At 66.0% G+C, this 14433-nt stretch carries 13 protein-coding genes; 7 read left to right on the forward strand and 6 right to left on the reverse strand.

The window, feature by feature from the left end; all coding sequences use genetic code 11:
• Positions 1–94 precede the first annotated feature (94 nt).
• Entirely contained in the window at positions 95–1180 is a 1086-nt protein-coding gene (locus tag ACYVHT_RS00260) for an asparaginase (RefSeq protein ID WP_460546744.1), read from the reverse strand.
• Positions 1181–1300: 120 nt separating this feature from the next.
• Between ACYVHT_RS00260 and ACYVHT_RS00265 the strand changes: the two genes are divergently transcribed.
• Both ACYVHT_RS00265 and ACYVHT_RS00270 read left to right on the forward strand, forming a co-directional pair.
• Positions 1301–2806, forward strand: coding sequence for a malate:quinone oxidoreductase (locus ACYVHT_RS00265; protein ID WP_460548049.1), 1506 nt, complete (start codon positions 1301–1303; stop codon positions 2804–2806).
• 199 nt (positions 2807–3005) lie between these two features.
• Positions 3006–3548 (forward strand): GNAT family N-acetyltransferase, encoded by a 543-nt coding sequence (locus tag ACYVHT_RS00270; RefSeq protein ID WP_460546746.1) that lies wholly within the window; start codon positions 3006–3008, stop codon positions 3546–3548.
• Positions 3549–3560: 12 nt separating this feature from the next.
• On the opposite strand, the gene ACYVHT_RS00275 is transcribed toward ACYVHT_RS00270, so the two are convergent.
• Complete coding sequence (locus ACYVHT_RS00275) at positions 3561–4430, reverse strand: SDR family oxidoreductase (protein WP_460546748.1); 870 nt, start codon at positions 4428–4430, stop codon at positions 3561–3563.
• A gap of 185 nt (positions 4431–4615) precedes the next feature.
• Here ACYVHT_RS00275 and pncA point away from each other — a divergent pair, with 185 nt between their 5' ends.
• The 3 genes from pncA to ACYVHT_RS00290 all read left to right on the forward strand — a co-directional run bounded on the left by pncA (position 4616) and on the right by ACYVHT_RS00290 (position 6324).
• Positions 4616–5230: a nicotinamidase gene (pncA, locus tag ACYVHT_RS00280; protein ID WP_460546750.1), complete on the forward strand. Its 615-nt coding sequence runs from the start codon at positions 4616–4618 to the stop codon at positions 5228–5230.
• Between the two features lie 112 nt (positions 5231–5342).
• A complete protein-coding gene (locus tag ACYVHT_RS00285) occupies positions 5343–6134 on the forward strand; it encodes a hypothetical protein (protein WP_460546752.1) in 792 nt (263 codons plus the stop codon).
• Positions 6135–6186: 52 nt separating this feature from the next.
• Complete coding sequence (locus ACYVHT_RS00290; protein ID WP_460546753.1) at positions 6187–6324, forward strand: hypothetical protein; 138 nt, start codon at positions 6187–6189, stop codon at positions 6322–6324.
• 216 nt (positions 6325–6540) lie between these two features.
• Here ACYVHT_RS00290 and ACYVHT_RS00295 read toward each other — a convergent pair whose 3' ends face one another.
• The gene (locus tag ACYVHT_RS00295; RefSeq protein ID WP_460546755.1) at positions 6541–9447 is read right to left on the reverse strand and encodes an endo-beta-N-acetylglucosaminidase; all 2907 of its coding nucleotides are present in this window, start codon (positions 9445–9447) and stop codon (positions 6541–6543) included.
• 138 nt (positions 9448–9585) lie between these two features.
• On the opposite strand from ACYVHT_RS00295, the gene ACYVHT_RS00300 reads away from it, so the two are divergent.
• The gene (locus ACYVHT_RS00300; protein ID WP_460546757.1) at positions 9586–9933 is read left to right on the forward strand and encodes a hypothetical protein; all 348 of its coding nucleotides are present in this window, start codon (positions 9586–9588) and stop codon (positions 9931–9933) included.
• 3 nt (positions 9934–9936) lie between these two features.
• On the opposite strand, the gene ACYVHT_RS00305 is transcribed toward ACYVHT_RS00300, so the two are convergent.
• From ACYVHT_RS00305 to ACYVHT_RS00315, 3 genes are all read right to left on the reverse strand, one after another.
• Positions 9937–10767, reverse strand: a complete 831-nt coding sequence (locus ACYVHT_RS00305; protein ID WP_460546759.1) for a phosphatase PAP2 family protein — start codon at positions 10765–10767, stop codon at positions 9937–9939.
• Between the two features lie 102 nt (positions 10768–10869).
• Entirely contained in the window at positions 10870–12063 is a 1194-nt protein-coding gene (locus ACYVHT_RS00310) for a DUF1624 domain-containing protein (RefSeq protein ID WP_460546761.1), read from the reverse strand.
• Positions 12064–12120: 57 nt separating this feature from the next.
• Positions 12121–12888 (reverse strand): hypothetical protein, encoded by a 768-nt coding sequence (locus tag ACYVHT_RS00315; protein ID WP_460546763.1) that lies wholly within the window; start codon positions 12886–12888, stop codon positions 12121–12123.
• Positions 12889–13094: 206 nt separating this feature from the next.
• Here ACYVHT_RS00315 and ACYVHT_RS00320 point away from each other — a divergent pair, with 206 nt between their 5' ends.
• The gene (locus ACYVHT_RS00320) at positions 13095–14387 is read left to right on the forward strand and encodes a zinc dependent phospholipase C family protein (RefSeq protein WP_460546765.1); all 1293 of its coding nucleotides are present in this window, start codon (positions 13095–13097) and stop codon (positions 14385–14387) included.
• Positions 14388–14433: the final 46 nt, after the last annotated feature.

Below are 14433 nucleotides of genomic sequence, written 5' to 3' on the forward strand. Positions count from 1 at the left end.
TAGAAGCGAAAACGAGTTAAGAGGTAAAAGTTGTGCGCCGGGAGCGGTGATTCTGCTAACTCCCCCCTTTTAACGCGCAACTCTTCACTCATTTTCAAGGCGTTATCTCGCCCCGCAAATCCAGCATCAGCAGCTCGCGGGTGCGCTCGTCGCTCAGGCCGAGGCCGAGCACGAACATGAGCTTGGTGACGGCTGCCTCGGTGGTGATGTCGTCGCCGCCCACCACGCCCAGGTCGGCGAAGTGGGCGCTGGTTTCGTACTTGCCCTGCACCACGCGGCCTTCCTCGCACTGGCTCACGTTGAGCAGCCACACGCCGCGCCGGCGGGCTTCGGCCAGGCAGTTGAGAAACCACGGCGCGGTGGGCGCATTGCCCGAGCCGTAGGTTTCGAGCACGCAGCCGCGCAGGCCGGGCACGCCCAGAACGGCCGCCACCACCGCCTCCGTGATGCCGGGAAACAGGCGCAGCACGGCCACGGCGGTTTCCAGCCGGGTGTGCACCCTGAGGCGGGCCGCGGGCAGCGGGCGGATGCTTTTATCATCGAATTCGAGGGTGATGCCGGCGCGGGCCAGCGGCAGGTAGTTCTCGCTTCTGAAGGCGGCAAACTGCTGGCTTTCCACCTTTTTGGCGCGGTTGCCGCGAATGAGGATGTCGTTGAAAAACACGCACACCTCGGGCACGCGCACGGTGCGGGTGTGCGGCTGGCGCGCTGCCGCGATTTCGAGGGCCGTGACGAGGTTGCGCTGGGCATCGGAGCGGCTGGCGCCCACCGGCACCTGCGCCCCGGTGAACACCACCGGCTTGCCCAGGTGCTCCAGCACGTAGCTCAGCGCCGCTGCCGAGTAGGCCATGGTATCGGTGCCGTGCAGCACCACGAAGCCATCGAAGTCGGCGTAGTGCCGGCCGATGAGCTGGGCCAGAAACAGCCAGTCGGCGGGCGTCACGTTGCTGCTGTCGATGGGCGCGGGCAGGCTCACCAGCTCGATGCGGAAGGGCAGGCGGGTCAAATCGGGCATCTTGCGGTCGAGCCGGCCGAATTTCATGGGCACCAGCTCGCCGCTGTTGTTGAAGGCCATGCCCACCGTGCCGCCGGTGTAGATGATGAGCAGGCGCGGGGCGGTGAGGTCGGCGGCAGCGGCCCGGGTGGGCAGCGGGAGCAGCGGCAGGCTGAGGTCGGGCATGGGCGGGGGCAAGCGGGGCGCGGGGGGTGGCGTTTCGGGAGCGCAAGGTAGCCCGTCGATTTTTTTTCCAACAAACGGCCCCGGTTGGCTGTCTGCCGTATTGCCTTCGGCCTTTACCTAATTTGCATGAACCCCACTTCTTCTGACCAGCCGGTTTCCGACGTTCTCCTCATCGGGGCCGGCATCATGAGCGCTACCCTCGGCGTGCTGCTCAAATCCCTCGACCCCGGCCTCACCATCTCGGGCTACGAGCGCCTCGACGCCGTGGCCGCCGAAAGCTCCGACGCCTGGAACAACGCCGGCACCGGCCACTCGGCCTTCTGCGAGCTGAACTACACGCCCGAGCGGCCCGACGGCTCCATCGACATCAGCAAGGCCGATAAAATTGCCGAGCAGTTTGAGCTGAGCAAGCAGTTCTGGGCTTCGCTGGTGGTGGGCGGCCAGCTGCCCGACCCCACGGCCTTCATCAAGAGCATTCCGCACATGAGCTTTGTGTGGGGCGCGGCCAACGTGGAGTACCTGCGCAAGCGCCACGCCGCGCTGCTGCACTCGCCGCTGTTTCAGGGCATGGAATTCAGCACCGACCCCCGGCAGATTGCCGAATGGATTCCGCTGGTGATGGACGGGCGCGACCCCGCGCAGCCGGTGGCCGCCACGCGCATGGCCGTGGGCACCGACGTAAACTTCGGGGCCCTCACCCGCTCCCTGTCTAATTACCTGAAAGGCCAGCCGGGCGTCGATTTCCACCTGGGCCACGAGGTGGAGAAAATCAAGCGCGAGCCCGACGGCACCTGGCGGCTGAAAATCCGCAACCTGGCCACCGACGAAAAGGTGGTGGCCCGGGCGCGCTTCGTGTTCATCGGGGCGGGCGGGGGCTCGCTGCCGCTGCTCGAAAAGTCGGGCATTCCGGAGGCGTATGGCTTCGGCGGCTTCCCCGTGAGCGGGCAGTGGCTGAAGTGCCAGAACCCCGACGTCATTGCCCGGCACGAGGCCAAAGTGTACGGCAAGCCCGCCGTGGGCTCGCCGCCCATGTCGATGCCGCACCTCGACACGCGCCAGATAAACGGCCGCAAAGAGCTGCTGTTCGGGCCCTACGCGGGCTTTAGCACCAAGTTTTTGAAGAAAGGCTCGTACACCGATTTGTTCCGCTCCATTGAGCTGGGCAACATCCGGCCGCTGCTCTACGCCGGCGCCCGCAACCTGGGCCTCACCAAATACCTCATCGGCCAGGTGCTCCAGACGCCCGCCGAGCGCACCGCCGCCCTGCGCGAATACTACCCCGAAGCCAACCCCGCCGACTGGCAGCTCGAAGTAGCCGGCCAGCGCGTGCAGGTTATCAAAAAGGATAAGAAGGAAGGCGGCGTGCTCGAATTCGGCACCGAGATGGTGACCTCGGCCGATGGCTCCATTGCCGCGCTGCTGGGGGCCTCGCCGGGGGCCAGCACGGCCGTGGCCATCATGCTCGATTTGGTGCAGAAATGCTTCCCCGAACGTGCCGCCACGCCCGAGTGGCAGGCGCATTTCCGCCACCTGGTGCCCTCCTTCGGCCAGAAACTGGCCGACAACCCGGCGCTGGCCGCCGCCGTGCGCGAGCACAGCCGCGGCGTGCTGCGGCTGGAGGCATAGGGGAATATTGACTCGATAAGGAACGGGCAGCGTAGCCTTATGCGTGCCCAGCCTGTCATCCTGCGCTGCGCGCAGGATGACAGGCTGGGCACGTGCTGTTTTGATTTATTCTAAAAACTCCCTTCCAGGCCCGAAAACAAGCCCGTACCTTGCGGGCTTATTGCCGGGCTTATCGGCCCGGGCCTACGCTTTCTGAACAATGATTAAACTGGAACCCTTCACCTCCGACGACTTCACCCAGCTCATGGAATGGGTGGACGACGAGCGGCTAATGAAAGAGTGGAGCGGCTCGATGTTCTCTTTCCCCCTCACCGAGGCCGGCCTGAGCTGGTACGTGGAAGGCGCGAACGACATCAACGACCCCAATGTATTCATCTACAAGGCCGTGGACTCGAAAACGGGCGTCACGGTGGGGCACATCTCGCTGGGCGGCATCAGCACGCGCGACCGCGCCGGGCGCATCACCCGCGTGCTGGTGGGCAACACCACCGAGCGCCGGCGGGGCATCTGCCAGGGCATGGTGAAGGCGCTGCTGCGCATTGGGTTCGAGGACCTGAAGCTGCACCGCATCAGCCTGGGCGTGTACGATTTCAACCACGCGGCCATCAACTGCTACCTCAAGTGCGGCTTTCGGGAAGAAGGCCGCCTGCGCGACGTGGTGCGCCACGGCGACGGCTACTGGACGCTGGTGGAAATGGGCATGCTGGAGGACGAGTGGCGGGGGCTGCACCCGGCCAGGTAGCCAGCCCGTGCTTTAAGCCAGCAGCTTTGTTTCCGTCAGCTGCTCGCTCAACTCCCACAGCCGGCGGGCGTTTTCCGGCGTGTTGAAGCTGCTTTTCACCGGCACGGCCTTTTTCTTGTCGAAATACCCGCCGCTGATGGTGGCCACTTCGGGGGCCGAGGCCAGGAAAATATTGGTTTCGGCTCCTTGCTCGGGCGAAATCATGAACGGGCGGCCCAGCTGCACCAGCACGCTCATCAGGCCATGCGCGCCGCTGCCGAAGCTGCTGGCCACCACGCCGGGGTGCAGCGCATTGGTGGTGACATTGGCAATGCCGTGGGCGCGCAGCCGGCGGGCCAGCTCCTGCGTGAACATGATGTTGTAGAGCTTGGTGTTGGCGTACACGGCCAGCGCCCCGTAGTTTTTCTCCGACTGAAAATCCGCAAAATCGGGCCGCGCCATGCGGTACACCGTCGACGCGACATTGACCACGCGGGCGGCGGGGCTGGCTTGCAGCTTGTCGAAGAGCAGGCTGGTGAGCAGGAACGGCCCGAGGTGGTTGGTGGCCAGGCCCAGCTCGTAGCCGTCGGGCGAGCGCCGGCGCTCGGCTCCGAGGATGAGGCCGGCGTTGTTCACCAGCACGTCGAGGCGCGGGTAGCGGGCCTTGAACTCCGCCGCAGCGCGGCGCACCTGGCCCAGGTCGGCCAGGTCGGCCAACAAGACATCGACCTGGTCGTGGCCGGCGGCGGCTTTGATTTTTTGCTGGGTGGCGGCAGCTTTGTCGGCGCTGCGGGCCAGCAGCACCACGTGCGCGCCCATTTTGGCCAGCGCCGTGGCCGTTACTTCGCCAATGCCGGACGTGGCGCCGGTGACGAGGACAATCTGATTCTGAAGATTAGGCATGAGAAAAGGGCGATGAAATGACACCGCTGCCTGCGTAAACGTAACGGCGGCGCAAATGCTTTTTCTTTCGCTCGGCCGCGTGCAGCCGCAGCATTGCTGCTGCAGGCTTACTTACTTGGCAGCAGTGCATCGACTGCGCGCGGCCGGTCGTTCTTTTGCGCTTGAAAAATTCATTCCTCCCGCCTATGAAAGCCCTGCTGCTCATTGATATTCAAAACGACTTCCTGCCCGGCGGCCGGCTGGCCGTGCCCGAGGGCGACGCCATCATCGGGCTGGTGAATGACTTGCAGCCGCGGTTCGAGCTGGTGGTGGCCTCGCAGGACTGGCACCCGGCCGGCCACCAGAGCTTCGCCAGCAGCCACGCCGGCCGCTCGCAGTTTGAGCAAATTGACCTGCACGGCCTGCCGCAGGTGCTCTGGCCCGACCATTGCACCCAGGCCAGCGAGGGCGCGGCCCTGGCCCCGGCCCTGCACACCGAGCGCATCGAGGCCATTTTTCGCAAGGGCATGAGCCCGGAAATTGACAGCTACAGCGCGTTTTTCGACAATGGCCACCGCAAAAGCACCGGCCTGGCCGACTACCTGCGCGGCCGGGGCGTGACCGAGGTGTACCTGGCCGGCCTGGCCGCCGACTACTGCGTGTATTTCAGCGCCAAAGACGCGCTGGCCGAAGGCTTCGCCGCTACCATCATCGAAGATGCCACCCGCCCCATCTCGGCCGAGGGCTGGGAGCAGGCCAGGGCCGACCTGCTGCAGCACGGCGGCCACCTGGTGCCGGGCAATGCGCTGCCGGCTGTTTAATATGCCGGCTGTTTAATTGGGGCAGCGGCGCATATTTGCGGCTCGTCGTCCGCGCCATTCGCTCATCATTTTTCAACGCTGAGACGCAGGTATGCGTCTCTGCCTCCTCTTTATGGCTGCTTCTTCTCCCCTGTCCTTCGGTGGCTTTGTGGCCATGCTGTTTTTCCTCGCCATTGGGGCGCTGGTGGTGTTTTTTGGCCTGCACTGGCTGCACGTGCCGGTGGGCAGCCTGGTGGACTGGCTGGTGGGCGTGGGCATTTTGTGGTGGCTGGGCGTGGTGACCACCCTGCCCTGGAACGCGCACTTTGCCGCCCTCGGCGTGGTGGAGGAAGCGCAGGCTTCGCGGGAAAAAGGCATTGCCGTGAACGAGGAGCACGTGGCCTTTGCGCGGCGCATGGCCACGCGGTTTCGCACGCTGGCGGTGGGCCTGCACCTGCTCACGGCGGCGGTGCTGCTGGTGCTGGCGTATTTCCGGGTAGTGGCGGTGGGCTACCCGGCGGCCATTGCAGCGCTGGCGCTCACCTTTGCCCGCCCCGCCGCCCGCGCCTACGAGCACCTGGCCGAGCGCCTGCAGCTGATGAAGCACCAGGTGCACTACCCCCGCGAAGACGTGCTGGAGCTGCGCAACCGCGTGCTGGCGCTGGAAACGCAGCTCAAGGCCGTCAACACCTCGCTCGACGTCACCGAAACCGATTCCTGGGCCCACCAGCTGGCCCAGGGCCAGGCCGCCGACGCCCGCCATTTCGACCGCCTCGACCGCCTGGTGGAAGAGCTGACCCGCCAGAACGCCCGCGAGCACGAAGCCCTGGCCCGCCAGACGGCCCAGGAAATTGCCAAGCTCTCGGAAGATGCCCGCTTTCTGAACCAGGTGCGCGAGCTGATTCGCTTCGTGAAAACGGCCTAGTGCGCCCCACACGTCGCCAACAGCCGGGCGCGGGCTCCGTTATTGCACGGCGATGGGAATCCGTCCCCGCGATTCCGCGCCCGGCAGGCAGCGCACCGCCGGCCGCGTCATTTTCGAGTCGGATACCCGCGCCGGGCGGGCGTTCGACGTCGTGCTGCTGGCAGGCCCCGGGGCACCGGCCCGCTGCTGAATTCTGCTGGCGCGGCGGCGGGAAGCTGTAGTGCCAAACGAGGCTTCAGCCAGGGTCTTTCCGGCGAATCCCGACGGTTGGCCGGCCCTTTTCGGGCCGCAGCGGCCTGGCACTGCGCCATGCCACCGCCCCCCTTCCCGCAGCGGCAGTTTGGATGCAACATCAAAAGGGCTCCTCGATTTGAGGAGCCCTTCTGGCATTAGCCGGAGCCCAGGACTATTGCTTCAGCAGCTTGGTGGTGGCGGTGCCGGTAGCGGTGCGGGCCTGCAGCACGTAGAGGCCGGCCGCCGCCGGCATTGGCAGCACAATGCGCTGGCCACTGGCCACGCTCACCTCCTGCTTCGACACCAGGCCGCCCAGGCTGTTGAACAGCTGCAGCTGCACCGGCTGGCCGGCCGCGCCCCGGATTTCGACCTCGGCCGCCTGGCCGGGCACGGGATTGCCGTACACGAGCAGCTGTAAATCAGCCGCGGCGCGGCCGGGCAGCGTGGCCGTGACGGTGGCACAGGCCGTGGGGACGTTGGCCGACCAGTCGCTGGGGGCCATGCCGATGAGGGTGCCCAGGTGGCCGTTGCCGGTGAGGTCGGCGGTGGTGGTGCCGGTGGCTTCGTTGAATTTCCAGTAGGCTTCGAGGTTGGCCGCGGTCGGCGGCACGTCGCAGCGGTTGGCCACGATTTCGGCGGCGGACAGGGCGCGCTTCCACACCCGCACTTCGTCGATGGAACCATCGAGGCAGCGCGAGCTGGCGTAGTTGCGGGCAATGGAGAAGGTGCTGTTGGCAATGGCGTTGCCGCCGGCCGTCATCGAGGCATCGAGCACCCCGTTGATGTAGAGGCGCATGGTGGCCCCGCCGCTGGCCCCGTCGTAGGTGGCGGCAATGTGGTACCAGGTACCGGCCGTGAGCAGGGTGTTGGCCTGCAGCTTGCGGGTAACGCCGCCCAGGTTGGCCACAAACTGCAGCCGGTCGCCGGTAATGCCCGCGTCGCCGAGGCGAATCTGGGCCACGTTGCTGCCATCCTCAATGCCGATGATGCTGGAAATAAAGGGCGAGCTGGTTTTGAAGGTGTTGGCCTTCACCCAGCACTCCAGGCTGAACGGGCTGCTGTTGAGCGAGATAGCGCCAGCATCGACGTACTTGCCCGCCCCGTCGAACAGCAGGGCGGTGTTGCCGCCCACCGGCGGCGCGGCCACCACCGTGATGTAGCCCACCCGCGTCACGGAGTCGCGGCCGATGGCGTTCTGGGCGCGCAGCTTCACGGTGTAGGTGCCGGGCGTGGCGTAGGTCACGGTGGGGTGCACGGCGGTGCTGGTGGCCGCCGAAGCACCGGGCAGCGTCCAGACATAGTCCGTGGCGTTGGTTGAGCTGTTGACGAAAGTGACGGGCTGGGTGGTGAGGACGGTGGTAAACTCCGTGGAGAAGCCCACCGTGGGCCGCGTGGTCACGGCCGCGCCGTTGTAGAGGTTGAGGCGGCCCAGGTTGAGGCGGTAGGCGGGCACGGCGGTGGTGCTGGTGGCCTGCACGCCGACGATGGCCAGCTCGCGGCCGGCGTAGGGCGCCAGGTTGAAGGTATTGGTGTGCCAGAGCGTGTCGGTCACGGCGGGCAGGTCGAGCAGCTCGGGCACGGCCAGGTTGTCGGAGAAGTAAAGGGCCAGCTTGGTATTGCTGTTGCCGGCCACGCCCATTTTATAGGTCAAATCGCAGCGGGTGGGCGCGGTAACGGCAATTTTGGTCTGGTAAATCTTGAGCTCGGCGCTGTTGAGGCCGCTGAGGCTGCCGGCAAATCGGATGGAGTTGCCGCCGTAATAGGCGCGGGCAAAATCGAAGTCGGCCGTGATGCGGGCGACGCCGGTTTTGGCCCACTGCCAGGAGGGCATGATGCTTTGCTTGGCCATGTCGGTCCAGGCCTTCACCACCAGCACGCCGTTGTTGGCGAAGTTTTTCCCCTGCCCGACCGAGAAATAGGAGTTGAACGGCAGCGCGTTGATGACGCTGCGCACGGGCAGGTAATAGCCCAGGCCCTTCCAGCCGGTGGCGTCGGTGGTGGTCACGTCGAGGTCGTTGCCGGCGAAGATGCGCTGCTCGGTGCGGTAGAAGCTGACGTAGTCGGTGGGGTCGTTGTTGAAGTTGCTGAAGCCGCCGTTGAAGGTCAGGTTCGGGGCAAACAGGGCCAGCGACAGCTTGGGCTGGGTGAGGCCGGTGCCGGTGAAATAGTTGTCAATCCAGGTCGTGTTGTTGAACAGCGACTGGTTGGAGCGGTTGGGCCACAAATCGGCGCCCATGTACACGTCGAACGGGTCGCGGCCCAGGCTGTTGGCCGTGGCTACCGAGGTATTGATGTTGGTAGCGCCGGCCCAGAAATAGTTCGTGAAAATGGCATCGCTCACGCGGGTCGAACCTTCCTGAAACAGCAGCTGGTTGTTGGCATTCAGCGCGTTCTGGTAGGAAATACCGCCGCTGGGCAGCATGGCATCGTACCAGTGGATTTCCATGCCGGCCGGCTTGATGACTTGCAGGCGCTTGAGCAGGTTGCGGACTTCGGTAGCCTCCGTTGTGGTCAGGGGCGACTCTTCGTTGAAAAACCAGCCGTCGAAGCCGTAGTAAGTAGCCACGTCAATCAGCTTCTGGGCCCCGATGTAGTTGCCGGCGGCGTCCTTCGCAATGAGGGCCTGGAAGCCCGCGCGGTCCGTGAAGACGGTGCCAATGACTTTCACCCCGTTGCGGTGGGCGGTTTCGACCCACGGCCGGCACGGAATGCCAATGGGGCTGGCAAACCAGGTCAGCACGTCCACATACTGCCAGTGCGTGAAGTTGTAGAGGTTGAAGCGGGGCTGCTCGTTGAGGTAGCCCGAGAAGTTGTTCATGCCGTCGGGGCACCAGTTCACCTTCGTGCTAAAGCTTTGGGCCGGGTTCAGCTGGGTGGTGAGGGTGTTCTGGCGCACGGCCAGCGGCACGGTGCTCACGTTGGCCGGCACGGCGGTAGCGCCGGTGGCCGTCCAGGCCATCAGCTGGGCCGGGGTGAGGGTGGTGTATTGCGCGGCCGGCTCAATCTGCGCGTAGGCAGCCAGCGAAGTGCAAAGCAATACCAACAGCGGCAGGCACTTGCGTAAGTAGGGGTGCATCATGGACAACGAAGGGGGTGAGGGGAAATGAGGGATATTTACGGGGTGGTAAATTTTCGCTCAAGGTACGCCACAGTCCTTGTTGCCGCCATGAAAAAGCTACAGCACAGGCGTTAAAAAGCCTGTCTGTAGCTTTGCCAAATGTTTAAGCCCCTCGCCTCTCTGCTGCTCGCGGCCGCCACCCTGGCCGGCTGCCAGCAAACGCCGCCCCCTGCTTCCGGGCCCACCCAAGCCGAAGCCCCTGCTGCCGCGGCGCCCGCCGCCGCCCCGCAACTTACCGAAGCCGATGCCCGGGCGGCGGTGGGCAAGTACGTTCAGGGCCAGCCCAATGCGGCACTTTTCCTCGTCGATTCGGCGCGGGTGAACGACAACGAGAGCACCTGGCAGGTGCTGGTGCCCCGCACCGACTGGGCCAAACGCATGCCCAACGCCGCCCGCTTCGAGGTAAACAAAGCCACCGGTGCCGTAAGCACGGGCGCGGTGAAATAGGGCTTACAGCCGCTTGGTCAGCAGCATGCCGGAGTAGGCGTAGCCGTTCACGTTCAGGCCCTGCATGGGGGCCAGCGAAACGCCCGTGCTGTTCTTTTTCTTGTGCAGCTGCGGCACCAGCACGCCCATGGTAGCACCCACGGCGTAGCCCACCACGTTGTCAGAAAGAAAGTGCTTGCCGGCCTCGATGCGGGTGTAGGCCACGGCCGCCGGCACCACGGCCGCCGCCGCCCACACAAAGGGCTCGCCCGCGTAGCCGGGGTTGAAGTCGTGCATCACCTTGGCGGCGAAGAAGGTGGCCGTGGCGGTGTGCGCCGTGTGCCCGGCAAAGAAGGAGTTGGTGGCGATTTTGCCGCTGCGGCCGCTGCCGCCTTCGGTGCCGTAGAGGTAGGGCCGGTAGCGGTAGATGTTGCCCACGCTGGTCGTGAACAGCGCGTCGGAGGCCAGCATGGCTTCCACGTACATGCCCAGCACCTGGCCGTAGCGGCCGCGCACCTTGTCGTTGAGGGCCAGCAGGCCGGGCGCAATCACCAGCGTGGGGTAGCACAGCAGGTCGCTGGCCGTCTGAAAGTTGTCGCTGTAGTAACCGGCTGACCACCGGTCGAAGCCTGGCACGTCTTCCTTTTTGAGGTTGGCCAGCTCGGCATCGCTCAGGCCGCTTTTTTGCTGCACGCGGTAGAGGCCGAAGGCACTGGCTGCGCCCAGGCCCAGGATGATGGGGCCATCGACGGCAAAGCGGGTGTGGTAAGGAGAGTCGGCCTGCTGGGCCGAGGCGGTGGGAGCAGCGGCCGTCAGCAGCGTGGCGGCCAGGGCGAGGGAGGAAAAGAGCTTCATGGGAGTATTGAGAACGGATGAAGCCCCAAACGGGAAACCGCCGGCCGGGGTTGGCCACCGTCGGGCCTGGCTCCTGCCGTTCCGCCCCGCTATTCCGGCTCATTACAAGTACGACAGCCACCAATGCGAATGCCGCTGCTTGTAGCCCTGGTACCAGCGGCAGGGCCAGTACAGCAGCAGCACCACGGCCAGCCACACCGCGTAGGCCCGCAGCAGGCTGGGCTGGTAGCCGGCCGGCAGGGCCACGCCGGACGGTGGAAAGGCCAGGTTGAACGGCTTGCCAAACGCCACCCACGTCCAGATAAACGTGCCGGCGCTGATGAGGGCAAAATGCAGCAGGAAATAAAACAAGGGCACTTTGCCGAAGGTGCTCAGCCAGCCGCGCACCCGGCCCGGCCAGCCTTCGGCCACCGACAGCAGCAGCAGCACCAGGCCCAGCATGAGGCTCAGAAACTGCAGCGACGGGGCCTGTTTCGTGACGTTCAGAAACGACAGCCCGGTGTAGAGGCGGCCCCGCGGCTGATGCAGCCACGGCGAAGGGTCGCCGTACCGATTGATGAACCGCAGCACCGCGAAGAGCAGCACCGCCGCCCCGCCCGCCAGGCGCAGCCAGCGCTGGCGCACCGGCAGCGGCGCCCGAAACCACGGCCCGATGACGTAGCCCGCCGCCATTACCGCCGCCCAGGGCAGGATGGCGTAGGCCGCCAGCATGGGCAGCCGGGGCGTGAGCGGGAAAACGAACGGGCTGTTGTACAGCAGGGCCGGCCCGAGGGTGGCCCACGTCACGGGCTGAATGGCAGGCAGGGCATCATGCCCAAAGATGACCACCAGCGCGAACGCAGCCACCAGCCAGCGCGGCAGCCAGATGAGCCCCGCCAGCAGCACCATGCCCCAGCCCAGCGCCCAGATTACCACCAGCAGGAGCAGGTTATACGTCCCCCATTGCAGGATAAGGTTCATCACCACCAGCTCCAGCACCACCAGCCACAGCCCGCGCATGAGCAGAAAGCGGCTCACCCGGCGCTTATCGGGCTGCTTTTGCTGATACAGAAACACGCTGGTGCCCGCCAGCAGCATAAACGCCGGCGCACAGAGGTGCGTGACCCAGCGCGTGAAAAACAGCGCCGCCGACGCGTGCGCGACATCCTCGGGCCGCACGGTGGCAGGGCTCCAGAAGTCGCGGATGTGGTCGAGCGCCATGATGACCATCACCAGGCCGCGCACCACGTCGATGGCCTGTACGCGGGGCGTGGCCGCCCGGGGGGTGGGCGCTGGGGGCGAAACCGTGGGGGACATAGCAAAGCGAAGAAGTTGGCAGCGGCCAAGTTAGGCAGTTTTGCCGATGCTTCGCCCCTACTCCTTCACCGTGGCGCCGTGCACGGCCAGGGCCTCGCCCAGCAGCCAGCGCCGCACAAACACGTCATCGGCAGACACCTTGCCCAGCACGCGGTATTTCGAGCCGAGGGCCCCGCTGCTTTCGGCCGCCTCGCGCACCACCGTGCCGGGGCCCACGTAGGACGAGTGCACCATTTGCACGGCCCCGCCCTCGCGCACCCGCAGGAAGGCCGCGTGGAAATCGAGCCCCAGCACGTAGAGGCCCGGCCCCAGCGCCCGCACCTGCCGCACAAAATCGGCCTGCTCCACGCCCCAATAGCGCGTGATGTGCGCTTCGGAGGTCAGGTTTTTGATGATGACTTCCGAAGCCTGTTTGGCCAGCACGGTGCGCTGCAGGCGCAGGCCGGCATCGTGCAGGGAGGTGGTTACGAAGTAGCCGCAGGCAATGCTGCCGCGCTGGGGCTCCCAGGTGGTGCCGTAAAAAGCCCACGGCGTGCCCTCCCAAGCCGGAAAAATGGTGCTGTCGAGGGCCGTGAGGAATAGCTGCCGCGCCTCGTTGATGCGGGCCGCGCGGGCGCCGGCCGTGGCGGCGCTCCGGTAGCGCCGGGCCAGGTGCAGGCGGCGCGCCTCGAACCGCTGCAGCGCGGCCCGGTAGGCCGGGGCCGAAAACGTGGCCAGCGCCGCGGGCGTATCGGGCCCGGCGGCAGCAGTATCGGGGGCAGAGGTTTGGGCAAAGCAGCCCCGCAAGCCGCCCAGCAGCAGCAGGGCCAGAACACTGATTTTCATACCGAAATGGGTGCCGGCAGCTGGAAGCGCCGGCTGGTTTGCACAACGGTATATGGTGGGGGTTTTATTGTGGCGACGGCCCGTTACGCATTCAATGCCAGCCGTCGCCTCCTGAGCGCAAGCGCAAGCCCTGAAGGCAGCCCTGCCCGGCGGCAACGCCCAGGCCCGTTTCCACGTTGCCGGGATTCCGCTCACTGCTTCATTTCATGCTTTTTCGCCTCCTGCTGGTCTTGCTGCTGGCCGCCGCGTGCGGCCCGGCCCGCGCCTATTCCGTGCTTACCCACCAGGCCGTGGTCGATTCGACCTGGGACGACTGCCTTGCCCCGCTGCTGCGCCACCACTACCCCGGCGGCCCCGCCGAGGCCCTGGACGAAGCCAAAAGCTACGCCTACGGCGGGGCCATTTTGCAGGACATGGGCTACTACCCGCTGGGCTCCACGCTTTTCACCAACCTGACGCACTACGTGCGGGCCGGCGACTTCGTGCGCAACCTGCTGCGCCAGGCCCGCAACCGCAACGAATACGCCTTTGCCCTGGGCGCGCTGGCCCACTACGCCGCCGACAACACCGGCCACCCCGAGGGCACCAACCAGATTATCGGCACGGTGTACCCTGATTTGAAGGCGAAATTCGGGCCCGTAATCACCTACGAGCAGGCCACCGTGCGGCACACCGAGCTGGAATTTTCCTTTGATGTGGTGCAGGTGGCCGCCGGCCGCTACCGCACCCAGGACTACCACAAGGCCATCGGGTTTCGGGTGGCGAAGGACGTGCTGGAACGGGCTTTCCGGCAAACGTATGGCCTGGAGCTGGGGCAGGTGTTCCTGAACGTGGACGCCAGCGTGGCCACCTTCCGCTTTGCCGTGAACCAGCTGCTGCCGGCGGCGGCGCGGGCCGCCTGGCACCACAAGCGCAAGGAAATACGGGCGCTGAGCCCGCGGGCCCGGCGGCGCGACTACCTCTACCACAACCACCCGCGCAAGTTCCGCCAGGAGTACGGCACCGACTACGAGCGGCCCGGCTTCGGGGCGCGGGTGCTGGCGCTGGTGCTGCGGGTGCTGCCCAAAATCGGACCGCTGAAACCCTATGCCTTTACGCTGCCCGATGAGGCCGGGGCCCTGCAGTTTCACCGCAGCTACCGCGCTTCGCTGGCCAGGTTCTGTGCCCTCACCAGGCAGCAGCCCACGGACACCACCAAAACCCTGCCCCTGCCCGATACCAACCTCGACACCGGCCAGCCCACCCGCCCCACCGCCTACGCCCTGGCCGACCAGACCTACGGCGAGTTGCTGCGCGAGCTGCACAAGCACCAATTCGAGCACCTCACCCCCGCCCTGCGCCAGGCCCTGCTCGCCTTCTTCGCCAACGGCGTGCCCACCGCCACGCAGGAAACCGACCACGACGACGCCAAAAAAGAGCGCAAAGCCGGGGACGACCGCCGGGAAACCGAAGCGGCCCTGGCAGCGCTCCGGCAGTTGGCCCCGGGCCCCGGAAAATGAGCTGGCCGGGCTGGCAGGGGCTTGCCGGCCCACCGTTCCGCATCGC

The sequence above is a fragment of the Hymenobacter daeguensis genome (genome assembly GCF_054780555.1).